This window comes from Streptomyces radicis (assembly GCF_003626575.1).
GTDB lineage: Bacteria > Actinomycetota > Actinomycetes > Streptomycetales > Streptomycetaceae > Streptomyces > Streptomyces radicis.
In genome coordinates, this window is sequence record NZ_RBDY01000021.1 from 1 (window position 1) to 25,604 (window position 25,604).

The 25,604-nt window shown below is 71.2% G+C and carries 19 protein-coding genes; 6 read left to right on the plus strand and 13 right to left on the minus strand.

Annotated features, from left to right (window positions below):
- The coding region (locus tag D7318_RS22810; RefSeq protein WP_147437781.1) for a Gfo/Idh/MocA family protein at nucleotides 1-338 on the minus strand (338 nt) is incomplete at its 3' end.
- 386 nt (nucleotides 339-724) lie between these two features.
- Between D7318_RS22810 and D7318_RS22815 the strand changes: the two genes are divergently transcribed.
- On the plus strand, nucleotides 725-2,374 hold the full coding sequence (locus D7318_RS22815; protein WP_120699051.1) for a glycoside hydrolase family 27 protein: 1,650 nt from the start codon (nucleotides 725-727) through the stop codon (nucleotides 2,372-2,374).
- A gap of 39 nt (nucleotides 2,375-2,413) precedes the next feature.
- Here D7318_RS22815 and D7318_RS22820 read toward each other — a convergent pair whose 3' ends face one another.
- Nucleotides 2,414-3,100, minus strand: coding sequence for a ThuA domain-containing protein (locus D7318_RS22820; protein ID WP_120699052.1), 687 nt, complete (start codon nucleotides 3,098-3,100; stop codon nucleotides 2,414-2,416).
- Nucleotides 3,101-3,298: 198 nt separating this feature from the next.
- Between D7318_RS22820 and D7318_RS22825 the strand changes: the two genes are divergently transcribed.
- Complete coding sequence (locus D7318_RS22825) at nucleotides 3,299-4,333, plus strand: LacI family DNA-binding transcriptional regulator (protein WP_120699053.1); 1,035 nt, start codon at nucleotides 3,299-3,301, stop codon at nucleotides 4,331-4,333.
- A 30-nt stretch (nucleotides 4,334-4,363) separates the two neighbouring features.
- On the opposite strand, the gene D7318_RS22830 is transcribed toward D7318_RS22825, so the two are convergent.
- The 3 genes from D7318_RS22830 to D7318_RS22840 all read right to left on the minus strand — a co-directional run bounded on the left by D7318_RS22830 (nucleotide 4,364) and on the right by D7318_RS22840 (nucleotide 8,171).
- The gene (locus tag D7318_RS22830) at nucleotides 4,364-6,001 is read right to left on the minus strand and encodes a glycoside hydrolase family 43 protein (RefSeq protein ID WP_120699054.1); all 1,638 of its coding nucleotides are present in this window, start codon (nucleotides 5,999-6,001) and stop codon (nucleotides 4,364-4,366) included.
- 494 nt (nucleotides 6,002-6,495) lie between these two features.
- Nucleotides 6,496-7,539, minus strand: a complete 1,044-nt coding sequence (locus tag D7318_RS22835) for a LacI family DNA-binding transcriptional regulator (RefSeq protein WP_120699055.1) — start codon at nucleotides 7,537-7,539, stop codon at nucleotides 6,496-6,498.
- On the minus strand, nucleotides 7,536-8,171 hold the full coding sequence (locus D7318_RS22840; protein ID WP_120699056.1) for a TetR/AcrR family transcriptional regulator: 636 nt from the start codon (nucleotides 8,169-8,171) through the stop codon (nucleotides 7,536-7,538). The genes D7318_RS22835 and D7318_RS22840 overlap by 4 nt, the downstream gene beginning before the upstream one ends.
- A gap of 101 nt (nucleotides 8,172-8,272) precedes the next feature.
- On the opposite strand from D7318_RS22840, the gene D7318_RS22845 reads away from it, so the two are divergent.
- Nucleotides 8,273-9,103, plus strand: coding sequence for an oxidoreductase (locus D7318_RS22845; protein WP_120699057.1), 831 nt, complete (start codon nucleotides 8,273-8,275; stop codon nucleotides 9,101-9,103).
- 64 nt (nucleotides 9,104-9,167) lie between these two features.
- Here D7318_RS22845 and D7318_RS22850 read toward each other — a convergent pair whose 3' ends face one another.
- The gene (locus D7318_RS22850; protein ID WP_120699058.1) at nucleotides 9,168-11,912 is read right to left on the minus strand and encodes a glycosyl hydrolase family 95 catalytic domain-containing protein; all 2,745 of its coding nucleotides are present in this window, start codon (nucleotides 11,910-11,912) and stop codon (nucleotides 9,168-9,170) included.
- Between the two features lie 366 nt (nucleotides 11,913-12,278).
- Here D7318_RS22850 and D7318_RS22855 point away from each other — a divergent pair, with 366 nt between their 5' ends.
- The gene (locus tag D7318_RS22855; RefSeq protein ID WP_120699059.1) at nucleotides 12,279-13,676 is read left to right on the plus strand and encodes an enolase C-terminal domain-like protein; all 1,398 of its coding nucleotides are present in this window, start codon (nucleotides 12,279-12,281) and stop codon (nucleotides 13,674-13,676) included.
- Nucleotides 13,677-13,690: 14 nt separating this feature from the next.
- The gene (locus D7318_RS22860) at nucleotides 13,691-14,413 is read left to right on the plus strand and encodes a FadR/GntR family transcriptional regulator (RefSeq protein ID WP_120699060.1); all 723 of its coding nucleotides are present in this window, start codon (nucleotides 13,691-13,693) and stop codon (nucleotides 14,411-14,413) included.
- Nucleotides 14,414-14,451: 38 nt separating this feature from the next.
- Here D7318_RS22860 and D7318_RS22865 read toward each other — a convergent pair whose 3' ends face one another.
- From D7318_RS22865 to D7318_RS22895, 7 genes are all read right to left on the minus strand, one after another.
- A complete protein-coding gene (locus D7318_RS22865) occupies nucleotides 14,452-15,213 on the minus strand; it encodes an SDR family oxidoreductase (RefSeq protein ID WP_120699061.1) in 762 nt (253 codons plus the stop codon).
- Nucleotides 15,210-16,238, minus strand: a complete 1,029-nt coding sequence (locus tag D7318_RS22870) for a zinc-dependent alcohol dehydrogenase (RefSeq protein WP_120699062.1) — start codon at nucleotides 16,236-16,238, stop codon at nucleotides 15,210-15,212. The genes D7318_RS22865 and D7318_RS22870 overlap by 4 nt, the downstream gene beginning before the upstream one ends.
- The gene (locus tag D7318_RS22875) at nucleotides 16,235-17,053 is read right to left on the minus strand and encodes an ATP-binding cassette domain-containing protein (protein WP_120699063.1); all 819 of its coding nucleotides are present in this window, start codon (nucleotides 17,051-17,053) and stop codon (nucleotides 16,235-16,237) included. The genes D7318_RS22870 and D7318_RS22875 overlap by 4 nt, the downstream gene beginning before the upstream one ends.
- Entirely contained in the window at nucleotides 17,053-18,129 is a 1,077-nt protein-coding gene (locus D7318_RS22880; protein WP_120699064.1) for an ABC transporter substrate-binding protein, read from the minus strand. The genes D7318_RS22875 and D7318_RS22880 overlap by 1 nt, the downstream gene beginning before the upstream one ends.
- 44 nt (nucleotides 18,130-18,173) lie before the next feature.
- A complete protein-coding gene (locus tag D7318_RS22885; protein WP_220729762.1) occupies nucleotides 18,174-19,178 on the minus strand; it encodes an ABC transporter permease in 1,005 nt (334 codons plus the stop codon).
- 331 nt (nucleotides 19,179-19,509) lie between these two features.
- Entirely contained in the window at nucleotides 19,510-20,541 is a 1,032-nt protein-coding gene (locus D7318_RS22890; RefSeq protein WP_120699065.1) for an endo-1,4-beta-xylanase, read from the minus strand.
- A 68-nt stretch (nucleotides 20,542-20,609) separates the two neighbouring features.
- Nucleotides 20,610-21,662, minus strand: coding sequence for a non-reducing end alpha-L-arabinofuranosidase family hydrolase (locus D7318_RS22895; protein WP_230423981.1), 1,053 nt, complete (start codon nucleotides 21,660-21,662; stop codon nucleotides 20,610-20,612).
- A 547-nt stretch (nucleotides 21,663-22,209) separates the two neighbouring features.
- Here D7318_RS22895 and D7318_RS22900 point away from each other — a divergent pair.
- On the plus strand, nucleotides 22,210-25,551 hold the full coding sequence (locus tag D7318_RS22900; protein ID WP_120699066.1) for a glycoside hydrolase family 2 TIM barrel-domain containing protein: 3,342 nt from the start codon (nucleotides 22,210-22,212) through the stop codon (nucleotides 25,549-25,551).
- Nucleotides 25,552-25,604: the final 53 nt, after the last annotated feature.

Consider the following 25,604-nt stretch of genomic DNA (forward strand, 5'->3'; position numbering starts at 1 on the left):
GCCAACGACAACGTCAACGGCTTCTCACACAACACCCACGCCCCCGCCCCCAACGCCGCCACCGTCTGCTCACGATGCAACGAAGGCGGCGTCCCGATCAACACCAGGTCGGGGCGTTCGGCCGCCAGCATCGCACCCAGATCGGCAAAGCCCCGAGGGGCCATGCCGACGGCCCCGGCCGCCTTCCTGAACGTGTCGAGCCTGGCCTGGTCGATGTCCACGGCCGCGACCAGCTCGACCCGGTCGGCATGGGCCTGAAGGGACTTCAGGTGGCTGCCGGTGACGATGCCACCCGTGCCGACGACAGCCACGCGCGCACGGGATGAGGGAGGGGACATACGAGGAGCTCCTCAGGGGTTGAGCAAGCGCTTGCCATGCGGGAGCCTAGAAAAAAATTATCGATAACACAACGCCTCGTCCCGGTCGGGACGGAGCAGCCGGTGGCGGCTCCCTCGAGCCCCCGCCCGAGGGGCGCGCCGTTCACGGTCTCCCGATCGCCGGATGTATCGAAACTTTCCCCCGGGGATGTCCGACGAGCGCCGCCCTCCCTATCCTGCGGATCGGGGACGGCCTCGCCACGGGACGGGCGAAGCCGGCCCCCTCCCCCTCGCCGCCCTCCCGCGTGGCCGTCGCCCCACCACCGAGACGACCCTCGACACGTGATGTCATGGACACGCCAGAACCGGTCGGCGGCGCCCCAGGTCCATCGAGAAAGGGCCAGACGATGCGTACGTCACAGCTCGGACGCCTGCTGCACCTCCTGGTGGTGGCGGCCATGGCGCTGACATTGCTCTCCACGGCGCCACTCCGGTCGACGGCTCAGGCCGCGCCGGGAAGCCCGGCCCTCACCCCGCCGCTGGGCTGGAACAGCTGGAACAGCTTCGGGTGCAACAACGTCAACGAGACGGTGATCCGCCAGGCCGCCGACGCCATGGTGAGCTCGGGCATGCGGGACGCGGGCTACGAGTATGTCGTGGTCGACGACTGCTGGTTCGACCCCGAGCGCGACGCCCAGGGCAATCTGCGCGCGCACCCGACGAAGTTCCCCGGTGGCATGAAGGCGCTGGGCGACTACATCCACAGCCGCGGGCTCAAGTTCGGCATCTATCAGGTGCCCACCGAACGCACCTGCGCCCAGCGCGTCGGCGGATACCCGGGCTCCACCGGGAGCATGGGGCACGAGGTGCAGGACGCCCGGACCTTCGCCTCGTGGGGGGTGGACTACCTGAAGTACGACTGGTGCTCCCCCGAGGGCACCCGCGAGGAGCAGATCGCCCGGTTCACGCTGATGCGGGACGCCCTGCGCGCCACGGGGCGGGACATCGTCTACAGCATCAACCCCAACAGCCTCCACGCGATCACGGGCTCCACCTACAACTGGGGTGAGGTCGCCGATCTGTGGCGCACCACCGAGGATCTGCTGGACATCTGGCAGAACGGCAACACCAACAGCTATCCCATGGGCGTGGGCAATGTCGTCGACATCAATGCCCCGTTGGCGGCCCAGGCCGGTCCTGGCCACTGGAACGACCCGGACATGCTGGTGGTCGGCAGGCCGGGGCTCACGCTGACCGAGTCGCGGTCGCACTTCGCGCTGTGGGCCCTGATGGCCGCGCCGTTGATGGCGGGCAACGACATCCGCACGATGTCGCCCGACGTCAGCGCGGTCCTGCGCAACCCTCGCCTGCTGGCCGTGAACCAGGACCCGCTCGGCGCGGGCGGGCGGCGCGTGCGCGACGACGGCGATGTCGAGGTGTTCGCCAAGCCGCTGGCCGACGGCTCGGTCGCCGTCGGGCTGTTCAACCGCGGCGGTGGCACCACGACGGTCACCACCACGGCGGCACAGATCGGCCTGTCCGGTGGGTCGTTCACCCTGACCGACCTGTGGACCGGCGCGACGTCGACCACCGGCGGTCAGCTCGCGGCGAGCGTGCCGTCGCACGGCGTCGCGGTGTTCACGGTGTCCGGCGGCGCGCCGTTGGAGAGCTCGACGTCACGGCTGCGCGGCGTCGGCTCGGGCCGCTGCCTGGATGTCGACAACGCCTCGACGGCGCCGGGCGCGGCTGTGCTGATCTGGGACTGCCACACCGCCGCGAACCAGTCGTGGACGACGTGGCAGGGCGGCGAGATCCGCGTCTTCGGTGACAAGTGCCTGGACGCGTACGGCCAGGGCACCTCCAACGGCACGCCCGTGATCACCTGGGCCTGCAACGGCCAGAACAACCAGAAGTGGACCCTCGCCCCCGACGGATCGATCCGCAACGTCCACTCCGGACTGTGCCTTGACGTCAACCAGGCGGGCACGGCGAACGGGTCGACGGCGATCCTGTGGACCTGCAACGGCCAGTCCAACCAGAGATGGGCCCGCGTCTGACGAGCCACCCGACCGCCGCTCGGGCGGCGGGCCCGGCCCTCACCGACTGGCCCACAGCAGGCCCCGCTCGGTGAGGGCCCGGACCTCGGGCACGTCGAAGTCGTCAGGCTTGTGTCCGATGGTGGAGACGAAGACCCGGCCGCGTCCCCATGTCCTGGTCCACACGGCGGGCATGGCGACGGCCCGCGGGCGCGTCTCGTCCGCCTCGAAGGTGACCGTGGCCAGCACGTCGTTCAACGGGTCCGTGGCGACCCAGTACTTCTCGGTGTGGACCTCGAAGTCGCCCAGGCCCGCGAGCACGGGGTGATCGGCGTACGCGGGCTCAAGGCTCACCCGGTGCCGCGCGAACCCGGGTGGGTGTCCGAGGAACTGGCCGCCGGTCAGGAGCTGGTAGTCGTGGTCGCCGCGGAAGGCGTCGACGATGCCGCCGTGCCAGCCCGCGAGTCCGGTCCCCGCGCGCACGGCCGCGCTCAGCCCCGCGGTCTCCGCGGGGGTGATGTCGCCCATGGACCAGGACTGGACGATCAGGTCCGTCTCCGCGAGGAGCTTCTCGTCCTCGTAGACCTCCAGGCTCTCCTCGACCAGGACCCGGAAGCCGCGCCGGGCGAGAAAGGGGACGAAGAGGTTGGTGAGGGCGACGGGGCTGTGGCCGTCCCAGCCGCCGCGCACCACGAGCGCCTGCCGGGTCGCGGGGGGTGCGGGATCCGCACGCCGGGTGGCCGTCATCCCTCGAACGTTCCGCGTCGGCACCGCGGTTCAGCGAGCACGTGCACACCCGGCCTTTCGAAAGTTTCGGGGAATGCTTCGATCGTTCACCTCGCGCGGGACTCTAGAAGCGGGCCGAGGCAGCGTCAAGAGCTGTGTCAACTGCGGAAAGAACTCCTCGGAAACATTCGGGAGTCGCCGGGGGCTAGACTCGCCGCCGTGACTTCCGCCGACAGGGCTCCCGGCGCGACCGAGGAGCCCCTGACCATCGCGCAGATCGCCGCCCGGGCGGGCGTCTCGATCGCGACGGTCTCCAAGGTGGTCAACGGCCGCGTGGGGGTCAGCGCCGACACCCGGGCCCATGTCGAGGACGTCATCCGCCGACACGGCTACCGGCGGCAGAAGAAGTCGGCCGGTCCCGCGGCCCTGCTCGACCTGGTCTTCCACGAGGTCGCGGGTCCGTACCCGATCGAGATCTTCAACGGCGTCGACCGGGTGGCGCGTGAGCACCACCTGTCGGTCGTCGTCTCGCAGCTCGATGGCCGCCACACGCCGGGGCCCGGCTGGGCGGAAGGCGTTCTGGCGCGCCGCCCGACCGGCGTCATCGCCGTGTTCTCGGGACCCACCGAGGCACAGCGCGCCCAACTGCGCAGCCGTGGCATCCCGTTCGTGCTGGTCGATCCCACGGGTGACCCGGACCACGCCCACCCTTCGGTCGGCGCGAACAACTGGAACGGCGGGCTGTCCGCGACGCGGCACCTGCTGGGGCTCGGGCACCGGCGGATCGCCGTCATCACCGGACCGGATCACGTCATCTCCAGCCGTGCCCGGGTGGACGGCTACCGGACCGCCCTGGAGATGACGGGAATCCCCGTGGCCGACGAGCTGATCAGGACCGGCGACTTCCAGATCGAGGACGGCCTGCTCCACACGCGGGAGCTGCTGCGCCTGCCCGATCCGCCGACGGCGGTCTTCGCCTGCAACGACGGGCAGGCGCTCGGGGTGTACCGGGCGGCGGCGGAGGCGGGGCTGCGCGTCCCGGAGGACCTCAGCGTCGTCGGTTTCGACGACCTCTTCCCCTCGGACTGGCTCACGCCACCGCTGACGACGGTCCGCCAGCCGCTCGCCGCCATGGCCGCGGCGGCGGCGACCATGGCCATCACCCTCGCCAGGGGAGAGCCGCTGACCCACACCCGGGTCGAGCTCGCCACCGAGCTCGTCGACCGGGGCAGCACCGCACCGCCGCGCCCCTAGGCAACGCGCCCGCCGCTCCGCCCCGTTCGCTCAGGGTGTCGCCAGCTCGAACCGCGCGACGCGCACGGAGCCGCCGAGCGCGCGGGTGGCGTAGGAGAAGACGCCGAACCGGTAGCCCATGAAGAACTGCCACTCGTTCTTCAGCGTGAAGGCGGGGCCGAGCCCGGTGAAGGCGGTGCCGTCGGTGCTGTAGGAGAAGCGCGCCTGGCGGCCCGGGCCCGGGCGGATGTCGGCGTTGACCCGCAGCCATATCCGGCTGCCCGCGACCGATGTACCGGCCACCTCGGTCCCGGTGTTGCTGGTGTTCCAGTTGCTGTCCATGGTGATGCCGTCGACCCTCACCAGGCGCGTGCTCCCGCCGTCGCGTCGGAGGCCGATCCACGCCGAGGAGTCCCGCAGCATCGCCAGCCCCGCCCGGTCCCCATCGGCCATCCCGCCGTGCTCGAGCTCGATCGTCGCGGTGGAGGTGGGCCCCTGGATCCGGCGGGTCAGGGTGTTGCGGGCGGAGTACAGGTCGTTGGTCACCGTCGCGGTGCGCAGGGTGAGCCCGTTGTTCACCGAGAACCTGCCGGTGTCAGGGTTGTGGTTCCACTCCCAGTGCGGCTTGAGCGCCGTGCCCTGGAAGGTGTCGACGCCGGTCAGGGGCGCGACCGGGCGCGGTGGCAGCGGGGACGGGTACGACTGGCCCCAGGCGCCGTTGACCAGCTGGAGCTGTGGCCAGCCGTCCCCGGTCCAGGTGATGGGGGCCAGGGCGGGCACGCGCCCGCCGGGGTAGGCGTCGACGAAGGAGAGATAGTGCCAGTCGCCGTCCGGGGTGTCCACGAGGCCGCCCTGGTGCGGGACTCCGCCTCCGGGGATCGGGCCGGGGAGATTCAGCAGGAGTTGCCGCATCTCGTAGGGGCCGAACGGTCCAGAGGTCGACTTGAGGATGTACTGGCCGTTGGCCGGGCGGGTCAGAAAGATGTAGTAGTTCCCGTTGATCTTGTAGAAGCGGGCGCCCTCGAGCGTGCCGACGCTGGACGGCGTGGAGAACACCTGTTGCGCGCGGACCTGGGTGCGCGCGTCGGGGGAGAGCTGCGCGACGCTGATCTGCGTGTTGCCGTAGGCGACATACGGGGTGTCGTCGTCGTCGAACAGCAGCCCCGCGTCGTAGTACACGTTGTTGAGCGTGGCGTGCCTGGTCCATGGCCCCTCGACGGACCTGGCGGTGTAGAGGTACGTCCGGGCGAAGTCGATCTGGCCCACCCAGTAGAACGTGCCGTTGCTTCGCCGGTGGCCGAGGGACGAGGCCCAGATCCCGCGGACGTAGCCGCGCCCGCCGTTGAGGTCGTACTTGGCGCCGAAGTCGAGCACGGGCACCGAGTGCCCGGCGAACTCCCAGTTCACCAGGTCGTGGGAGCGCAGGATCGGCGCGCCCGGCGAGTAGTGCATGGTCGACGCCGAGTAGTAGAAGGTGTCGCCGACCCTGATGACGTCGATGTCGGCGAAGTCCTGCCAGATCACGGGGTTGGTGTAGGTCGTCTGAGCGGCCGTCGGTGCCACGGCGCGGGCGGCGGCACCGGCGCGGGCGGGCGAGGCGTGCACGGGGGATGTCGCACCCGCGAGGGCCAGGCCCGCGGCGGTGGTGAGCAGCCCTCTGCGGCTGTGTGGACGGTGGAGCCAGGACATGGCGCGTTCTCCTTTGGGTGGGGGAAGGAGAGGGGACGGCGAACCGCGCGGCTCGACGAGGCAGGCCGACCCGACCGCGCTCGTTCGGAATATCGTTCAACGTCCCATTTCCCGAACGGAGAATAAGTTCGGGTCCACACCCTGTCAATGAGACCGGCGCGCATTCCCTGGCATCGGCCGCCCGATGCGCCGGGAATACGTCCCGGAAAATCGGCGAAACAGAACAGCGGAAGGGCGGGGAACGCCCTCGACCGAGTCGAACGCCCGTCGAAGGGCGCCCACTTGGACGTCCACCACCCCGAAAGTACACGCAATCCACCCCCTTGCGACGACCTGGGATCGCGGAAATCCCTCACCCGGGCCCCGACCGGAAATCCGGCTGGAAATCACGGACGCGGGGCATTGACACGCCCTATGACTCGCCCCGCATTCCGTTCGACTTATTGAAAATGGTTCGACATGTCGAACTCGCCGCCCGCCCGCTCAGCGACCCTTCAGCCGCGCGGCTTCGGCAACGGCACCCGCACCGGCGGGGCCGTCGTGTCCCCCACGACGAGCCGCGTGGCGAGCTCGACGCCGACGGCCTCCGGCTGATCACCGGCGACCAGGGCCAGTAAGAGCCGGACGGCGGTGGCGGCCATCTCCGTCACCGGCTGCCGGACGGTGGTGAGGCGCACCCCCGGCCAGTCCGCCCCCGGCAGTCCGTCGAAGCCGACGACGCTCACATCGTCCGGGACCCGCAGCCCCAGGGCGGCCAGCTGGGCGCAAGCCCCTCGGGCCATCCGGTCGTTGCAGGCGAAGAGCGCGGTGGGTGGGGTCGGCCGCCCCATCAGCTCGGCAGTGAGCCGCCCGGCCCTGGCCTCGTCGAAGTCTCCGAAGGCGACCGACGCGTCCGGTAACCCCGCCTCGCGCAGGGCCGATTGGAACCCCTCGACACGCTCTCTCCCGGGGAGCGACGCGGGCCGGCCGCCGATCACAGCGAATCGGCGATGTCCCAGGTCGAGCAGATGAGCCGCGGCACACGCACCACCCCGCCGGTTCTCGGCGCTCACCGACAGGGCGCGCGCCGGGGGCCTCAGCCCGGGGTCGATCAGGACGAAGGGGAGGCCGTCGTTCCTCTCGAGCCGGACGTGCACGGCGGGGGCCGACACGTTGAGGCAGAACAGCACTCCGTCGGAACGACCGCTGCGGTAGCGGCGCAGCCAGGCCGGATCCCCGGTCTCCTGGCATACCGCGCCGGGGCTCGAGACGAGCAGGCCGATGCCCGCCTGCCCCGCCGCCTGTTCCACCGCGCGCAGCACCGCGCCGGACCACGGGGTCTCCAGCCGGTCGGCCACCAACTCGACCAGCGTGGGCCGCGCTCCCCGTCTGCGCCGCCGCACATAGCCGAGCCGGTCGAGGGCCTTGAGCACGCGGACCCGGGTCTCGGGAGCGACCCCGTCCCTGTCGTTGATGACCTTCGACGCGGTCGGCACCGACACCCCCGCGGCCCTCGCTATGGCGGCCAGCGTCGGACCCGGCTCACCGCGCGTGGTCATGTCTCGCCCTTGGCCCCGGCCCCCTGCCGGGACCCCGGGACCGGGTGCCGCCGGTCCCGGGGGGTCGGGCGGGGGTGGGTGGTGAGGCCGGGCAGCATCAGGGCCAGCCAGCGGGCCCTGGCGGCGGCGGGCTGGTCGGCGGGGACGGTGGCGAAGAGCAGGTAGATGTCGCCGACGGTGACGTCCGGGTGGATGTCCCCGTCGGCCTGTCCGGCGAGGAGGAGCGTGGCCACGGCTCTGCTGGCGCGATCCTCCGCGACCTTGTCGCCCGGGTCGGCCCCGAGCGCGTGGGCGGCGGCCTTGACGGCGCGGTCCCTGGCGGACGCCTCGATGACGCGGCCGAGGAAGGCCGTGATCTCGTCCAGCGCGCGCGAGCCCGCCGTGACGCGCTCGCAGGCGGCCTCGGCGTCGTCGGCGACGCGTTCGACGTATTCGGCGACGACGGCCGCGACCAGGTCGGCCTTGGCGGGGAAGTGCCGGTAGAGCGTCCCCACGGCCAACCCCGCCGCGCCGGCTATCTCGTCCATCCCGATGTCGGGTCCGTGCAGCACCATCTGCTCGCGCGCGGCGGTGAGGACCCTCGCACGAGTGCGGCGGGCCGCGTCGGCGCGCGAGGTCCGGGGCTGGGACATGGGCTCTCCACTGGCCGAAGGGTTCCGACTTGCCTTTCGATGAACCATGGTTCACTCTATTTGATGAACGATGGTTCATCCTACTTCTTGAGGACTCCCCCATGACTGGCAAGATCGCTCTCGTCACCGGCGCATCCTCGGGCATCGGCGAGGCCACCGCCCTGAAGCTGTCCGACCTCGGCTACACCGTCTACGGCGCCGCCCGCCGTGCCGAACGCCTCGAGCCGCTGGCCGCCCGCGGTATCCGGCCGCTGGCCATGGACGTCACCGACGACGACTCCATGCGCGCCGGAGTCGAGCACATCACCGCCGAGGCGGGCGGCGTCGACGTCCTGGTCAACAACGCGGGCTACGGCTCGTACGGCGCCATCGAGGACGTGCCCCTCGACGAGGCCCGCCGCCAGTTCGAGGTCAACGTCTTCGGAGCCATGCGCCTGGCCCAGCTCGTCCTGCCGCACATGCGCGCCCGGCGCGACGGCACCATCGTCAACATCACCTCCATGGGTGGCAAGGTCCACACCCCGCTCGGCGGTTGGTACCACGGGACCAAGTTCGCGCTCGAGGCCCTCAGCGACTGCCTGCGGATGGAGACCAAGCCGTTCGGTGTCGACGTGGTCGTCATCGAGCCGGGCGGCATCCGCACCGAATGGGGCGCCATCGCGGCCGACCACCTGAGGAAGACCTCCGGCGCCAGCCCCTATGCCGAACAGGCCGACGCCGTGGCGAACTCGCTCGGCTCCGAGAGCACCGCCAAGCGCAGCTCCGCACCCCAGGTCATCGCGGACACGATCGCCAAGGCCGTCACCGCCCGGCGCCCCAAGACCCGGTACGCCACCGGCTTCGGCGCCCGGCCCCTGATCACCCTGCGCCGCTTCGTGTCCGACCGCACCTTCGACGCCGTCATCAGGCGCGCCACCGGCGTCCCCAGCTGACAAGCCGCCGTGGGGAGGCGGGTGTCCTGTGCCAGGGGCCGGTCGCCTCCCGCACCGTCCTCGGCTACGCCGACGCCCCCTCCCCCTCGGCGACGCCAACCGTCGTGGTCGCGGACGCGGACCAGTCACGCCCCTGGATCTCGCCCGTCAGGACCGCCGAGCCCGTCGCCGCGTCCCCGCCGGGGGTGACCTCGAACGCGACGGTTCGCGCCGAGTCGGGCCGCACGGTCCGCAGGTCGATCCGCGCGGGCGTCACGGTCCAGCCCTCGGGGACCGCGAGGGACACCGTCGAGCGCTCGAGCGGTCTGTCGATCGCCTGGACCGTGACCGCGATCCGCGTGGGGCGGCCCACCGGAATCTCCGCGGGCGCGTCGAGCAGGACCTTCTGAAGGGCGCGCACCCGGTAGGTGTGTCCGGCCCTGGCGGCGAACTCGATGGCGTCGGGCTCGGTCCGCTCCGTGTGGACGCGGCCGTCACGGTCGTTGTCGAGGATCCTCCAGCGCCCGGCGAGCATTCGGCCGCGCACCTTGACGGTGCCGTTCCTGTCGGGCGTGATGCGGAACTCGTCGGGCTGTCCGTCGCTCCACACCGCGCCCACGGTGTGGCCGCCGCGCGCGCGGAGGCCGTCGACGCGCCCGTTCGGCCAGGCCGGGGGCAGCGCGGGCAGCAGGTGCAGCTCGCCGCCGTGGCTCTGCACCAGCATCTCGACGATGCCGGATGTGGCACCGAAGTTGCCGTCGATCTGGAACGGGGGGTGCAGGTCGAACATGTTCGGGGCGAGCCGGGCCGGGGTCACGAGGTCACCGATCAGGTCGTGGGCCCGTGCGCCCTCCTCCATCCGCGCCCAGAAGTTGATCTTCCAGGCGAGGGACCAGCCGGTGCCGTCGTCGCCCCGCAGCTCCAGCGTCCGGCGCGCGGCCTCGAACAGCTCGGGGGTGCCACGCCTGGTGATCTGGTTGCTGGGGTGCAGGCCGTAGAGGTGTGAGATGTGCCGGTGGGTCCGCTCGGTCTCGACCCAGTCGTACAGCCACTCCTGGATGTTGCCGCGTGACCCGATCCGCATGGGGGCCAGCCGCTCCCTGGTCTCCAGGACCCGGGCACGGAAGTCGGCGTCCACGCCGAGCGCCTCACTCGCCCGGGCGACGCCGTCGAACAGGTCGCGCAGAATCTGCGAGTCCATGGTCGGGCCGGCGCACACACTGGCGTCCGGGTGGTGGGAGAGCTCGGGGGAGTTCGAGGGGTTGGTGACCAGCCACCCCAGCTCCGGCTCCTCGACGAGCGTGTCGAGGAAGAACTGGGCGGCGCCCTTCACCGCCGGGTACCGGGACCGCAGGAACTCGATGTCGCCGGTGAACAGGTAGTGGTCCCACACCAGGGTCGCCAGCCACGCGCCGCCGGTCTGCCACATGCCCCAGAACGCGCCGTCGACGACCGAGGTGCCGCGCCACGCGTCGGTGTTGTGGTGGGTGACCCAGCCGCCCGCGCCGTACTGCGCCTCGGCGGTGCGGGCACCGGTGACGGCGAGGTCGTCGATCATGTCGAACACCGGCCCGTAGCACTCGGACAGATTCGCCGTGTCCGCCGGCCAGTAGTTCATCGGCAGGTTCGCGTTGATGGTGTACTTCGAGTCCCAGGGCGGGCTCATCAGGTCGTTCCAGATGCCCTGGAGATTCGCCGGCTGGGTGCCGGGGCGCGACGACGCGATGAGCAGGTACCGGCCGAACTGGAAGAGCAGCGCGGAGAACTGCGGGTCGTCGACGTTCGCGTGCTGCGCGATCCGGACGTCGGTCGGCTGGTCGGCCGCCGAGGTACGGCCGAGGTCGATCGTGGTCCGGTCGAACAGCGCGCGGTGGTCGGCCACATGGCGGTCACGCAGGTCGTCCCATGACCGTTCCTGGGCGGCGGTCAGGTGCCGCAGGGCGATGCCCTCGTGATCGCCGCCGACGTCCTGGTAGTCGACATAGCTGGACCCGATGGAGATCAGCACCGTGACGCTGTCGGCGCCTGAGACGCTCAGCGTGCCGCCGGTGCTGGTGACGCTGCCGCCCTCGGCGACGGCGCGGGCCAGCGCGCGGAACCTGACCGATCCGGCGACGCCCTCCTGGTCGCCCGAGACGCCGTCGAGCGCGACCGTCGTGCCGTCGGGGCTGGCCGTCGTCGTGCGCTGAGGGCTGTCGAACGCCGCGGAGAAGCCGATCGCGCCCGCCCGGTCGGCGGTCAGGCGCATGGCGATCACCTGGTCCGGCGCGCTCGCGATCACCTCCCGCCGGTACCGCACCCCGTCCGCCACATAGGTCACGGTCGTGACGGCCGTGGTCAGGTCCAAGCTGCGGTGGTACTCCGACACGTTCCCCGTGCCGGGGAAGTCGAGCCCGAGGTTCCCGACCGGCTGGTACGCCAGCTCGCCTGGCGGATCCCCGAGCATCGTCCGGTTGATCAGGCTCTGGGCCTGCGTCCACTGCTCCTCGAAGACCAGCCGCCGTATCTCCGGCAGCGCCTCGGCGCCCGCGGTGTTGGCCGGGTCGTAAGGCCCGCCGGCCCAGACCGTGTCCTCGTTGAGCTGGAGGCGCTCGGCCTCCACGTTGCCGAACACCATGGCGCCGAGGCGGCCGTTGCCGATGGGGAGCGCACGGAGCCAGTCCGTGCCGGCGGCCTCGTCGTACCAGAGCGCCAAGTCGTCGGCGGCGCGCACTTCGGCGGGCGCCTGCGAAGAGGCGCGGGCGGCCGCCGTCCACGGCAACGGCAGCAGCGCGCCCCCGCCGCCGATCGCTCCGAACTTGATGATGTTCCTTCGTGACAGGTCTGGCATCTCAGTCCTCCAAGCGGACGAGCACCCTCGCGGGCTGCTGCCTCCGCGACGCGGCTCCGCGCGGGGCGGCGGCGAATCTACAAACATTCGATGTATCGCGTCAATAACTGCGACCGAAGGCCGCAAAGACGGCCAGATCACGGCACCCGACCCACCAAAGATCGAATGTTTGGCGCGACGACTTGATGGAGGCTCCGGCGCGTTCACCCACCCCGCAGCCCGGCGGGTCGCCCCGCCCTCCCCCTCGATACATCTGATGTATCTCGGGGACGATCCTCCCGTCCGCCGTTGATTTGTGGGCCCATCCCCCCATACACTCGCCGAGGTCATCTGACCTTTCGAGGCTTCCAGGCAGGCGAGGACCCCATGCCGCAGATCACCGCCGTCACCGTCGAGGACGTCAGGTTCCCCACGTCGCTCACCGCCGACGGGTCCGACGCGATGAACAAGGACGGCGACTACTCGGCGGCCTACGTCGTGCTGCACACCGACGGCGTCGACGCCGCGGGGGCCCCGCTCGCCGGTCATGGCCTCACGTTCACGATCGGCCGGGGCAACGATCTCGTCACCGCGGCGGCCCGGCAGCAGGCCGCCCGCCTGGTCGGCAGGGACGTGGACGAGATGGCCGCGGACATGGGCGCGGTGTACCGCTTCCTCGGCTCCGATTCCCAACTGCGGTGGCTGGGCCCCGAGAAGGGCGTGGTCCACCTGTCGCTCGCGGCCGTGATGAACGCCGCGTGGGACCTCGCCGCACGCGCCGCGGACCTGCCGTTGTGGCGGCTGCTCGCCGACATGTCCCCCGAGCAGCTCGTGGACGTCGCCGACCTGCGCTACCTCTCGGACGCCCTGACGCGCGATGAGGCGTTGGACATCCTCAGGGCCAAGGAGGGGACCAAGGCCGACCGCGTCGCCGAGCTCACCCGCACCGGCTACCCCGCCTACACGACGTCCGCGGGCTGGCTCGGCTACGACGACGCCAAGCTGCGTCGGCTGTGCCAGGAGGCGGTGGACGCCGGGTACGGCTATGTGAAGCTCAAGGTGGGCGCCGACCTCGGCGACGACATCCGCCGCTGCGCCATCGCCCGCGAGGTCATCGGCCGGGACCGCAAGCTGATGATCGACGCCAACCAGGTGTGGGACGTCGGCCAGGCCATCGAGTGGGTCGGGGAGCTGGCCCGATTCGAGCCGCTGTGGATCGAGGAGCCCACCAGCCCCGACGACATCCTGGGACACGCCGAGGTCCGCCGCGCCGTCGCCCCCATCGGCGTCGCCACCGGCGAACACTGCCACAACCGGGTGATGTTCAAGCAGCTGTTCCAGGCCGGTGCCATCGACTTCTGCCAGCTGGACACCGGTCGGCTGGCGAGCGTCAACGAGATCGTCGCCGTGCTGCTCCTCGCGGCGAAGTTCGGTGTCCCGGTCTGCCCGCACGCCGGAGGCGTGGGGCTGTGCGAGATGGTCCAGCACGTGTCCGTGCTCGACTACGTCGCCGTCTCCGGGGATCTCACCGACCGCGTCACCGAGTACGTCGACCACCTGCACGAGCACTTCACCGACCCCTGTGTGGTCCGCGACACCGGCACGGGGAGCGCCTACGCGCTGCCCGATTCGCCCGGCTACTCCACCCGGATGCGCCCCGAGTCCGTGGCCCGGTACCGGTTCCCCGACGGCGAGTTCTGGGCGAACGCGGGGGACGCGGCCGCCGTTCCTCCGCCCGGACCACGCCAGGCGACGGGCGGATCGATCGTCCCGGCCGACCGCTAGGCACATAATCAGTCATGTCTCGCACCGACGAAGTCGTAGACGGCATCAAGCGGATGATCCTCGACGGGGTCTTCCGTCCCGGCGATCGCCTGCCGGTGGAGAAGGAGCTCGCCGAGTCGCTCGGCGTCTCGCGCGGCTCCCTGCGCGAGGGGGTGTCGGCCCTGTCGATCCTCGGCATCGTCAACACCCGGCAGGGCGACGGAACGTATGTCACCAATCTCGACACCACACGGCTGCTGGCCCCCATGGGATTCGTGGTCGATCTCCAGGGCCAGGGCGACGCACGGCACATCCACACCGTGCGGCGCCTGCTCGAGTGCGAGGCGGCGCGGCAGGCCGCGGTCACCATCACCGAGGAAGCCCTCGGCCAGGCCAGGGAGTTGCTCGACGAGGCCGCCCGCGTCGTCCGAGGCGCGCGGCAGGATCACGAGCGGCTCATCGAGATCGACATCGCCTTCCACCGCGTCATCGCCACCCACACCGGCAACCCCGTTCTCGTCGGCCTGATCGAGGCGTTCGCGGGACGTACCGTCCGCGGTCGGCTGTGGCGGAGCCTGCACGAGACGGGCGCCGACCAACGCACCCACGACGAGCACGAGGCGATCTGGCGCGCGCTCGCGGCCCGCGACCCCGAGCGGGCCGGGATCCGCATGGCCAGCCATCTGATCGGCGTCGAGGAGTCCCTGTACGCGGCGCCTGAGGACGGCGAGCGGATCTCAGGGCCCGGGGCCGACTGATCGCAGCCCCCCGGTCGCACGGGGACGGTCGGCCGCCGTCATCGGCCCATCCATCCGCCGTCGACGGGGAGAACGGCGCCGTGGACGTAGTCCGACGCCGGTGACGCCAGGAACACCGTGGCTCCCGCGAGATCATCGGCCCGCCCCCAGCGTCCCGCGGGGATCCGGCCGAGGATGGCCTCGTTGCGGTCGGGGTCCTCCCGCAGGGCCCTGGTGTTGTCCGTGGCGATGTAGCCGGGCGCGATGGCGTTGACGTTCACGCCGTGCGGTGCCCACTCGTTGGCCAGCGCCCTGGTGAGCCCGGCCAGGCCCGACTTGGACGCGGTGTACCCCGGGACGTTGACGCCGCCCTGGAAGCTCAGCAGCGACGCCGTGAAGATGATCTTTCCGCGTCCCCGGGCGATCATCGCGCGGCCGACCTCCCGGCTCAGCACGAACTGGCTGCTGAGGTTCACCTCGATGACCCGGTCCCACAGCTCGTCGGGGTGCTCGGCCGCCGGGGTGCGGGCGATGGTCCCGCCGTTGTTCACCAGGATGTCGATCGGGCCGAGCGCGTGGAGCTCGCCCGCCAGCCGACGCACGGCCGCCCGGTCGGCGAAGTCGGCCCGGAGGCCGGTGAATCGGCGGCCGAACGCGCGCACCCGGCGCTCGACCTCGCTGCCGGTCGGTTCGAGACCGGCGGAGACCCCGATGATGTCGGCCCCGGCGTGGGCGAGCGCCCCTGCCATGGCCAGGCCGATACCCCGGCGCGCGCCGGTCACCACGGCGGTGCGTCCCGACAGGTCGAACGACATGGTCATGGGGCGCTCTCCCGCCAGTCGACGAGGACTTTCATCACGCCGCCACCGGACTCCAGAGCCTCGAAGGCGGCGTGCACGCCGTCCACGGGCTCGACCCGTGAGATCAGCCGCTCCACCGGGATCTCTCCCGCGGCGACCAGCCGGATGGCCTCGGCCACGTCGTCCCGCCGATACAGGCGGGCGCCGAACAGCTCGAGTTCGCGCCAGAAGAAGCGGTGCAGGTCGAGGGCGCGCGGCCTGGGGTGGATCGCCACCATGACGAGTCGGCCGCGCGTGGTCAGGACGCCGACCGCGGTGGAGACGCCGTCGGCGGACCCCGAGACCTCGAAGGCGATGTCGGCGCCCGCGCCGTCGGTGCGGTCGTCCACCAGCGCGACGATGTCGGTCGCGCGCGGGTCGGCCGTCCCGATGCCCATCCCTTCGGCGACCGAGCGCCGGAACGGGTCGGGCTCGACCAGCAGCACCCGCGCCCCGCGGCCCCGCGCGACGGCGGCGATGAGCACGCCCACCGGTCCCCCGCCGACCACGACGACATGGTCATCGGCGCCCACGTCCGCGCGCCCGACGTCGTGCACGGCGACCGCGACCGGTTCGACGAGTGCCGCGCGGTCGAGCGGCAGCCCCTCGGGCAGCGGGAGCACCAGGTCGGCGGGAACGGTCCAGGAGGCCTGCATGGCTCCGGGCGAGTCGATGCCGAGGAAGTCCATGGCGTGGCAGACATGGGAGTTCCCGCGCCGACAGGCGGCGCACCGGCCGCACGCGCGGGTGGGCATCACGGTGACGGGCCGCCCCGGGGACAGGCCGGTGACGGCCTCGCCGACGGCCGCGATCCGCCCGGACATCTCATGTCCGAGCACGGCGGACGCGCCGACCCTGGCGTCCATGTCGCCGTGGTAGATGTGCAGGTCGGTGCCGCAGATGCCGGTATAGGCCACGGCGATGCGCACCTGGCCGGGGCCGGGTGGCTCCACGGGCCGGTCATGGATCTCCAGGCGCCGGGCACCGCGGTAGACGACTGCCGTCATCGGTCCTCCTCATCGGCTGTCATGGCACCGGTCATCGCCGCGACCAGGTCGTCCGTCGTGACGTCGGCCGCCCGGAACCTGGCGGCCCGCCGACCGAGCCGCAGGACCTCGACGCGGTCGGCGATCTCCAGGACCTGCGGCATGTTGTGGCTGACCAACACCACCGACATGCCGACGTCCCTGGCCCTGCGGACGACGTCGAGGACGCGTTCGGTCTGCACGACGCCGAGCGCCGCGGTGGGCTCGTCGAGGATGACCACGTTGGTCGCCCAGATGATCGCCCGGGCCACGGCGACGCTCTGCCGCTGGCCCCCGGAGAGCATGGCGATCGGCGTGGTGACGCGGGGGATCCGCACGCCGAGCTGATCGAGGGCCTCCGTGGCGCCGCGGCGCATGGCCCGCTTGTCGAGCAGGCCGAGGCGTCCGAGCGCCCCGGGGCGCAGGATCTCCCTGCCGAGGTAGAGGTTGGCTGCGACGCTGAGGTCGTCGGCGACGGCCAGGTCCTGGTACACGGTCTCCACGCCCGCGCGCCTGGCGTCGACGGGGGTGGCGAAGCGCACCGGCTCACCGGCGACCCTGAGCTCGCCCTCGTCGGGCGCGTGCACCCCGGACAGGGTCTTGATCAGCGTGCTCTTGCCCGCGCCGTTGTCGCCGATCAACGCCACGACCTCCGCCTCGCCGACGGTGAAGTCGGCCCCGCGGAGCGCCTCGACATGCCCGAATCGCTTGACGATGCCGCGGGCCTCGAGGACCGGTCGGCCCGCGGGGGCGCCGCGCCGTCGCCCGGCGGCCTCTGTCTCAGGGGTCGCGCTCATCACTCCACCGGGGGGTTGTCGCAGCTGGGTTCGAGGACGGCGCGCGCCTCGTCGGAGTCGATGTTCTCCCGCGTGAGGAACGTGACACCGGTGTCCGCCGACGTCAGCGGGGTGCCATCGCGCAGGTGCGCGACCATGTTCTCCACGCCGAGGTAGCCCATCCTGAAGGGGTTCTGCACCACGAGCGCCGAGATCTGCCCGTCGCGCAGCCCGGCGATCTCGTCAGGCGCGGCGTCCCAGCCGATGATGACGATCTCGCCTGACCTGCCGGCCGCCTCGACGGCCTGGGCGGCGCCGAGGACGCTCGGCTCGTTGGCGGCGAAGATCCCGGCCAGGTCGGGATTGGCGGTGAGGATGTCCTCGGTGACGCGTCGTGCCTCGTTCACGTCGCTGTGGCTCGGCTGCTGCCCGACCAGGTTGAGGTTGTCGTGCCGCGCCAGGCCCTCGGAGAACCCTTCCACGCGCTCGCTGTTGGTCTGCGATCCCGGCTGGAACTCGATCAGCGCCACGTCGTGCTCGCCCTCGCCGAGCTCCCCGGCGAGCAGGTTGGCCGCCTCGACCGCCGCGGCGTGGTTGTCGGTCGCGTACAGCGGCACGTCATCGGGCTGGGGGTCCGTGCCGGAGTCGATCATCGCCACCGGGATGCCCGCGCCGACGGCCTGGTCGGTGGCCGGGGCCAGGGCGGCCGAGTCGGTGGCGGCGTAGACGATGCCGTCGACCTGCCGGGTCACGAAGTTCTGGATGAGATTGACCTGGCCCTCGACATCCGTCTCCGCGGTGACGCCGTCCCACTCGACCGTGACGTCGCCCGCCTGCTCCGCGGCGCACTCCGCGCCCGCCCGCACCGTGTTCCAGAACTCGTGCCCGACGGCCTTGGGCACGACGGCGAGCTCCAGGGGCCCGCTCGCGCTCTCTGCCGACCCGTCGCCTTCGCCGTCCGACGCGTCGTCACCCCCGTCCCGCACCTCGACGCCTCCGCAGGCGCTCAGGAGCGCGGCGGCGACCGCGGCGGCGAGCAGGGATCCGCTCCGGGTGCGGGCGCCGAGACGGCGCCGACCGGCCGTGCTGTGTGCCATGGGTGTGTCCTTTCGGCAGGGTCGTGGTGAGGGGCTCGGGAGGCTCACCCTCGGGCTTCGAGCCGTTGACGGCGGAGTTGGTCGAAGTAGACGGCGGCCCAGATGATGACGCCGACGATCACCTGCTGGTAGTGGATGCTGATGTCGAGCAGGACGGCGCCGTTGCGCACGACCGCGATGAGGAACGCGCCGATGAGCGTGCCGATGATCCGGCCCTGGCCGCCGAAGAGGCTGGCCCCGCCGATCACCGCGGCGGCGATGACGTCGAGCTCGAGGGCGATTCCGTAGTTCGGCTGCCCGGAGTTCACCCGGGACGCCGCGATCATGCCCCCCAGGCCGACCAGCACGCCCGCCAGCACATAGACGGCGGTCAGGTGCCGACGCACCGGGACGCCCGAGCGGCGGGCGGCCTCGAGATTGGAGCCCATGGCGTACGTGTACCGGCCGAAGCGCGTCTGCGAGAGCAGGAACGCCACCCCGACCGCGACGATCGCGGTCAGCACGACGGCGAACGGCAGGCCGAGGAACTCGCCGTTGCCGAGGAGTTGGAAGGACTCGGGAAGGCTGTACACGCCCACGGAGCCGGTGACGATGAAGACGAGACCGCGCCCGACGGACATGGTGCCCAGGGTCGCGATGAACGGGGGGATCCGCGCCACCGTCACGAGCAGCCCGTTCACCAGCCCCGCGGCGGCGCCGACCGCGATGGCCACCGCGGTCGCCGCCCACACGGAGAAGCCGAGGTCACGGACGACGATGGCGCCCACCACGCCCGAGAGGGCGGCGACCGACCCGACGGACAGGTCGATGCCCTTGGTGATGATGACCATGGTCTGGGCGGTCGCGATGATGGCGATCACGGCGGTCTGCGCGCCGATGTTGAAGAGGTTGTCGGACGTCAGGAAGTGGGGACTGGCGAAGCTGAGGGCGATGAACAGGATGACGAGTGCCCCGGCGGCGGTGAGCTCCGAGAGCGCGTGGGACATCCGCTCCCGCAGCCACTCGGATGTCCGGCCCCGCGCCTCGGCGGTCTGCTCGGCGGTGCTCACGGCCGCACCGGCCCTTCCCCGGCACCGCCGCGGGACTTCGGCGGCGGATCACCCTGTTCGAGCGGAGAGCTCACGAGCAACGGCCTCCTCGACAGCTCCGGCGCGGGCACACACCCATCGCCGATAGATCAGATGTTTGCCTCGATCGGGCGCTACCCTGCCACGACGGGAGACCCATGCCAAGGGGCTCGTCAGCACTTTGCGGCAGCCGACCGAGCGAGGCGGGGCGAAATACATCAGATCATTGGCGGGTGACTGTGCCATGGTCAAAAGGCGGGGCCCCGAGGCTTCCGGGGCCCCGCCGTGGCGGAGAGGTGAGGAGGGACGGCGATCAGGCGTTGTTCAGGGCCGCGAGCACGGCGTGGTAGGCCTCCTTCTTCTGGTAGGTGGCGTCGAAGAGCAGCGGGGTGACGTCATCGCGCCAGGAGTACTTGTCCGTGAAGCCCCAGATGGTGATGCCGGTGCAGCGCGAGACCGCGAGACATGCCTCGGTGACCTGCCGGTAGGCGTCGGCCTGGGCGGCGCCCGAGCCGCCGATGTCCAGCTCGGTGATCTCGACGTCCACGCCGAGGTCGGAGAAGCGCTGGAGGTTCTGCCGATAGGTGGACAGGTCGGAGGTGGAGTCGAGGTGGCTCTGGAAGCCGACGCAGTCGATGGGCACGCCCCGGGCGAGGAAGTCCTCCACCATCCGGTAGATGGCGTCGCTCTTGGCGTTGACCGCGTCCGTGCCGTAGTCGTTGTAGCAGAGCGTGGCGTTCGGGTCGGCGGCGTCGGCGGCGCGGAACGCCTCCTCGATCCAGCCGTCGCCCAGCTGCTGCTGGAGGTTGGACTGGCGGCGGCTGCCGTCCCACTCGAACGCCTCGTTGACCACGTCCCACGAGGAGATGTCGCCCGCGTAGTGGCCCGCGACCCCGTCGATGTGGCCCAGCATGGCCTGGCGCAGCGCGTCGCCGGTCAGGCCCTGCACCCAGGAGGGCTGTTGCGCGTGCCAGACCAGGGTGTGGCCGCGGACCTCCATGCCCTGGCTCCGCGCGTGGTCGACGAGCTGGTCGCCGCGGCTGAAGTTGAACTGGCCCGGGCTTGGCTCGGTGGCGTCCCACTTCATGTCGTTCTCGGCGACGACGCTGGTGAACTCCCGGTTCAGGGTGGCGGCGTAGTCGGCCTCGCCGAGGAGGTGGGGGCCGACGGCGGTGCCGAAGTACCGGCCGCTCTCGGCCGCCGCGGCGCCGAGCGTGTCCGCCTGGGCCTGGGCGGTGCCGGTGGACATCATGGCGCCGGTCGCGGCCAGGACGCCGGTGACCAGCGCGGCGACGGCCGCGCGGACGCGGTGGCGACCGCGCCGTTCGGGCAGTCTCTCGGTCATGGGAACTCCTTCACTTCCGGTGGGGGCGGACAGGTGGAGGGCTGTCCGGCGGAAAGGGACCGACCCGCTCAGCAGGGGGAGTTGGTCTGGGTGGCCAGGCCGAGGCGCCAGGGCAGCTGGGAGTAGTCGCCTCCGGCGTCGGGGTCGAGGCCCTGGTAGAGGAGCTGGATGTCGCAGGGGTCGAGGGTCATGGTCTGGTCGGCCGAGGTGCGGATGAGCTCGCCATGGCTGATGTCCCTGGTCCAGGCGTTGCCGCCGTCGAAGGTGACATTGGTGCTGCGGGCGAACGGATTGGACTCGGTGTCGGCGAGCGGCTGCCACTGGCCGGTGAGGCCGTCGGCGGTGAACGAGCGGTACCAGCGGCGGCCGTCCGAGCCGATGGCCTCCCAGATCAGCAGATAGGTGTCGGTGCCCTCGACGCGGTAGACGGCGCCGCCCTCGAAGAGCGCGTTGCCGGTGTCCTCGAGCACGATCCGCGTGTCGCGGAAGCCGTTGGGGAACTCCCCGACGGTGGTCTCGGCGCGGTAGACATGGCCGTTGTCGTCGGCGGAGAACAGGTAGCACATGCTCGCGTCGCAGATGACGTAGAAGTCGAGCCAGTGCCCGTCGCCGATGTTCTCCTCGACGACGTCGGGCACGCTGTCCTGGAAGTTGCGCGGCGCCGACCAGCTGGTGGGGTCGTTCGGGTCGTCGGTCGTGGAGAACGACGGCAGCCCGGTCTGGTAGACGAGGTACCACTCGTCGCGGGGCTCGAAGTAGAACGCGTGGGGCGCGGCACGGTAGCCGGGGCCGACGCCCGAGGCGGCCTCCAGGTCGGTCTGCGGGGCGCCCGCGGCCTGGGACCAGTCGTCGAAGCTCGTGTGGGCGAGGCCCCAGTCACCCGAGGTGTCGACCCGGGTGAAGAAGACGTGCCAGGTGCCGTCCTCGTCCTGGAGCACGGACGGATCCTTGACGGCCACGGAGTCGATGTTCGCGGCGGGCGAGATCACCGGGCCGCCTGAGGACCACTGGAAGCTGGTCGGCAACTGCTGCTGAACGGCGGCGGCTCGGCCGCCGGGATCGGCCGAGGCCGGGGCGGCGGACAGCGCCGTCGCCAGGCCGACGAGGAGGACGACGGCCATGCGCAGCGGCCGTGAGCGGGAACGACGTCGTGAACGACGTGCTGAAGCGAGCATGAGGTCTCCGTTGCGGCTCAGCCGGAGGCCCACCCACACGGACGTCGTCTGCGCCCGTGCGTTCCGGCTCGGCGAGGAGCGTGGGGGGACCCTTACCGGAAGAAGCGGATGGTGCGCTTACGGTCACCTGCGGCGTGTCGGGGGCGCGGCGGCCACCCGCATCAGGCTGCGTTCGGAAAGTCGAACATCGATCGGCTTGCCGGACATCACAGATCCTAGGAGGCCACCCCAGGAGCCGACAGCCCTCGGACAGGGATATTTTCGGCCGACTCCACGAAAGGGAAGGCCAGCCACGGCCCACGAGCGGATACATCTGATGTATCAAGGCGACGATCCTCCCCCGCTCCCCCATGAACGCCGCCAACGCAGGGTGTTCAGCCGGAACGTGACGCGCCGAAAGCGATCGAGCGGGCACCCTTGACCGATACATCAGATGTTTCTACGCTCTGCATCGCTCGCCAGACGGCCCGGCGGCAGCGGAAGGGAGTCGACGATGACCGATCCACCGGGGCGACGACCGCCGATCCACCGTCGTACGCTGCTCGGCGGCGGCCTCGCCGCCCTGGGGGCGGCGGCCATGCCCCCGCTCGCGGTGACGGCGGCGGCGGCCGGGGCCGCGGAGGCCGCTGAGCCCGTCGCGGTGTGGCCCGATCCGCCCAACGGGCATCCGGAGTGGCGGCACAACATCGAGATCTTCGAGGTCAACTCCCAGCCGCCGCACGCGACGTTCATGCCCTACCGCGACCTCGGGCAGGCACTGGCCGCCGACCGGACCGACTCGCCGTACCGGCTCGACCTCGACGGCACCTGGCGGTTCCAGCACGTCGACAGGCCGGACGACCGCGACCCCGACTTCCACGGGATCGACATCGACGACGGCTCATGGGACACCATCCCGGTGCCCTCGAGTTGGCAGCTGCACGGCTACGACTTCCCGATCTATGTCAACATCGCCTACCCGTGGTGGGGTGGCGGCGGCCACAGCGAGGCCCCCCTGCCGCCGGAAGTGCCGATGCTGTTCAACCCGGTCGGGCAGTACCGCCGGACGTTCGAGCTCCCCGCCGCATGGCGGGGCCGCCGGATCCACCTGCACTTCGAGGGGGTGAAGGCCGCCTTCTACGTCTGGATCAACGGGACGAGGGTGGGGTACCGGGAGGGCTCGTACACGCCCGCCGAGTTCGACATCACCGACCATGTCCACGCCGGGACCAACCTGATCGCCGTCGAGGTCTACCGGTTCCCCGACGGGGACTGGCTGGAGGACCAGGACATGATCCGGCTGTCCGGGATCTTCAGGCCGGTCTTCCTCTACTCGCTCCCGACCGTGCACCTGCGCGACTTCACGCTCACCACCACGTTGAAGGACGGCTACACCAACGCCGACCTGGCGGTCACCGCCCGCGTCCGCGACAGCGGCTCCCGGCGCTCGGGCACCTACACCGTGGAGACCCAGCTCTACGACGCCGACCGGCGCCCCGTCTGGCCCCGACCGCTGCGCGTCACCGCCGACATCGGCTCCGTGCCTCCGGGCGATGACGTCACCGCCGGGGACGCCAAGGAGGTGCGAAGGCCCGAGCTGTGGTCGGCCGAGCACCCGAACCTGTACACCGCGGTGCTTCAGCTGCGCGACCCCTCGGGCACGGTCGTCCAGACCGTGTCGGCACGCGTCGGCTTCCGCGAGTTCGCGCTCGAGGACGGCCTGATCCGGATCAACGGCCAGCCGGTCTCGTTGCGCGGCGTCAACCGCCACGAGATCGACACCGACCGCGGGGCGGCCCTGACCCGCGAGGACATGGTCAGGGACATCAGGGCGATGAAGCGGCTCAACATCAACGCCGTCAGAACCGCGCACTACCCCAACAACCCGGTGTGGTACGAGCTCGCCGACGAGTACGGCCTCTATGTGATGGACGAGGCCAACCTGGAGACCCACGGAGTCATGCGGGACTACCCGGCCTCCCGCCCCGACTGGACCGCACCCGTCATCGACCGGGCCTCCGCCATGGTCCACCGCGACAAGAACCACCCCTCGGTCGTCATCTGGTCGCTCGGCAACGAGGCGGGCGCGGGCGACAACTTCATCGCCATGCGCGACTGGATCCGCGAGGCCGACCCGACCCGGATCATCCAGTACCAGGGCGACAACCGCCCTGAGGTCAGCGATCTCCGCGTCGAGGGGTACGAGTCCCCCGCCCAGGTCGAGGCTCGCGCGCGGGCGAGCGACCCCCGGCCCTATGTCATGCACGAGTACGCCCACTCGATGGGCAACTCGACAGGAAACCTCAAGGAGTACTGGGACATCATCCGGGCCCACCCGATCCTTCAGGGCGGGTTCATCTGGGACTTCGCCGACGAGGCCCTGCGCTGGCCGATCCCGTCGGGCAACGGGGAGACCTTCCTCTCCTACGGCGGCGACTGGGGCGACCGGCCCGACTTCGCGGGCAACTTCTGCGGCAACGGCATCGTCGACGCCGACCGTCGCCCGGCCGGCAAGGCCGTCGAGGTCAAGCAGATCTACCAGGCGATCAACGTCTCCGCCGACGCCGACGCCGACATCACCAGCGGCGTCGTCCGGATCACCAACGAGTACCTGTTCGCCAACCTCCGTGAGTTCGCCGGGAGTTGGGCCCTGGTCGCCGATGGCGTGGTGGTCGATCACGGGACGCTCACCGCGGCGCAGCTCGACATCCCGCCGCTGTCGAGCAGGACCGTCCGCCTCCCGATCCGGCGCCCGGCCCACCCCGTGCCCGGCGAGGAGCACTTCCTCCAGCTCTCGTTCACCCTCAGGTCCGCGACGCCCTGGGCCGACGCCGGATTCGAGGTGGCCAAGCAGCAGCTGCCGGTCGACTTCGGCAGCCCGCCGATCGAACCGACCCCGATCGCGGAGGTCCCGGCCCTGACCGACACGGAGACCGACGAGGAGATCACCGTCTCCGGCGACGACTTCACCGTCACCATCTCCAGGACAACGGGCGAGATCACCTCGTACGAGGCACTGGGCATGCGGCTGGTGAACTCCGGTCCCGCGCCGAACTTCTGGCGGGCCCCGAACGACAACGACCGCGGCAACGGCCACCCCACCCGCAACGCCACCTGGCGGCGCGCGGGAGCCGACAGGACCGTGACCGGCGTCGCCGTCGAGCGGCTCTCGGACCGCGCGGTGCGGGTGAGCGTCACGGGCACGCTGCCGACCACCACCGCCTCGTCGTTCAGCACGACGTTCACGGTCCACGGCAACGGCGAGATCAAGGTCGACACCACGCTGCGCCCCGGCTCGTCGAGCCTGCCCTACATACCGGAGGTGGGGTCGATCCTCCTCCTCCCCGGCGACCTGGAGGAGATGCACTACTACGGCCGCGGGCCCGAGGAGAACCACTGGGACCGGCACACCGGCTCCGACGTCGGCGTGTACACCTCGACGGTGACCGACCAGTGGACCAGCTATCTCCGCCCCCAGGAGAACGGCAACAAGACCGACGTGCGGTGGGTCGCCCTCGTCAACGGCAGCGGCCGCGGCCTGCTCGTGTACGGCGAGGGGCTGCTCGAGGTGAACGCGTCGCACTTCACGCCCGAGGACCTGTCGACCGGCGTCAGGCACGAGTACGAGCTGACGCCACGCCAGGATGTCGTGCTGCGGGTGAACCACCGGCAGATGGGCATCGGCGGAAACGACACCTGGGGGGCGCACACCCTCGACGCGTACAAGCTGTTCGCCGACAGGGACTACACCTACAGCTACCGGCTGCGCCCCCTGCCGACCGTTCGCCGGTCGATGGCGCTGTCCCGGCAGCCCGTGGGCGAGGCCGGGGAGCCGACCGACGCGGCGGGGAGATGACGCGGTGGCGGGCGGGGGAAGCCGCCGCGGGGCCCGTGTCGGCGGGCCCCGCG

Excerpts from the sequence above, each read along its gene's own strand:
- D7318_RS22820 (WP_120699052.1), bottom strand. The coding sequence starts at position 3,100 with ATGACGGCCACCCGGCGTGCGGATCCCGCACCCCCCGCGACCCGGCAG.
- D7318_RS22890 (WP_120699065.1), bottom strand. The coding sequence starts at position 20,541 with ATGACCGAGAGACTGCCCGAACGGCGCGGTCGCCACCGCGTCCGCGCG.
- D7318_RS22845 (WP_120699057.1), top strand. The coding sequence starts at position 8,273 with ATGACTGGCAAGATCGCTCTCGTCACCGGCGCATCCTCGGGCATCGGC.
- D7318_RS22815 (WP_120699051.1), top strand. The coding sequence starts at position 725 with ATGCGTACGTCACAGCTCGGACGCCTGCTGCACCTCCTGGTGGTGGCG.
- D7318_RS22875 (WP_120699063.1), bottom strand. The coding sequence starts at position 17,053 with ATGAGCGCGACCCCTGAGACAGAGGCCGCCGGGCGACGGCGCGGCGCC.
- D7318_RS22880 (WP_120699064.1), bottom strand. The coding sequence starts at position 18,129 with ATGGCACACAGCACGGCCGGTCGGCGCCGTCTCGGCGCCCGCACCCGG.
- D7318_RS22870 (WP_120699062.1), bottom strand. The coding sequence starts at position 16,238 with ATGACGGCAGTCGTCTACCGCGGTGCCCGGCGCCTGGAGATCCATGAC.
- D7318_RS22855 (WP_120699059.1), top strand. The coding sequence starts at position 12,279 with ATGCCGCAGATCACCGCCGTCACCGTCGAGGACGTCAGGTTCCCCACG.
- D7318_RS22840 (WP_120699056.1), bottom strand. The coding sequence starts at position 8,171 with ATGTCCCAGCCCCGGACCTCGCGCGCCGACGCGGCCCGCCGCACTCGT.
- D7318_RS22900 (WP_120699066.1), top strand. The coding sequence starts at position 22,210 with ATGACCGATCCACCGGGGCGACGACCGCCGATCCACCGTCGTACGCTG.
- D7318_RS22860 (WP_120699060.1), top strand. The coding sequence starts at position 13,691 with ATGTCTCGCACCGACGAAGTCGTAGACGGCATCAAGCGGATGATCCTC.
- D7318_RS22830 (WP_120699054.1), bottom strand. The coding sequence starts at position 6,001 with ATGTCCTGGCTCCACCGTCCACACAGCCGCAGAGGGCTGCTCACCACC.
- D7318_RS22850 (WP_120699058.1), bottom strand. The coding sequence starts at position 11,912 with ATGCCAGACCTGTCACGAAGGAACATCATCAAGTTCGGAGCGATCGGC.
- D7318_RS22865 (WP_120699061.1), bottom strand. The coding sequence starts at position 15,213 with ATGACCATGTCGTTCGACCTGTCGGGACGCACCGCCGTGGTGACCGGC.
- D7318_RS22835 (WP_120699055.1), bottom strand. The coding sequence starts at position 7,539 with ATGACCACGCGCGGTGAGCCGGGTCCGACGCTGGCCGCCATAGCGAGG.
- D7318_RS22895 (WP_230423981.1), bottom strand. The coding sequence starts at position 21,662 with ATGGCCGTCGTCCTCCTCGTCGGCCTGGCGACGGCGCTGTCCGCCGCC.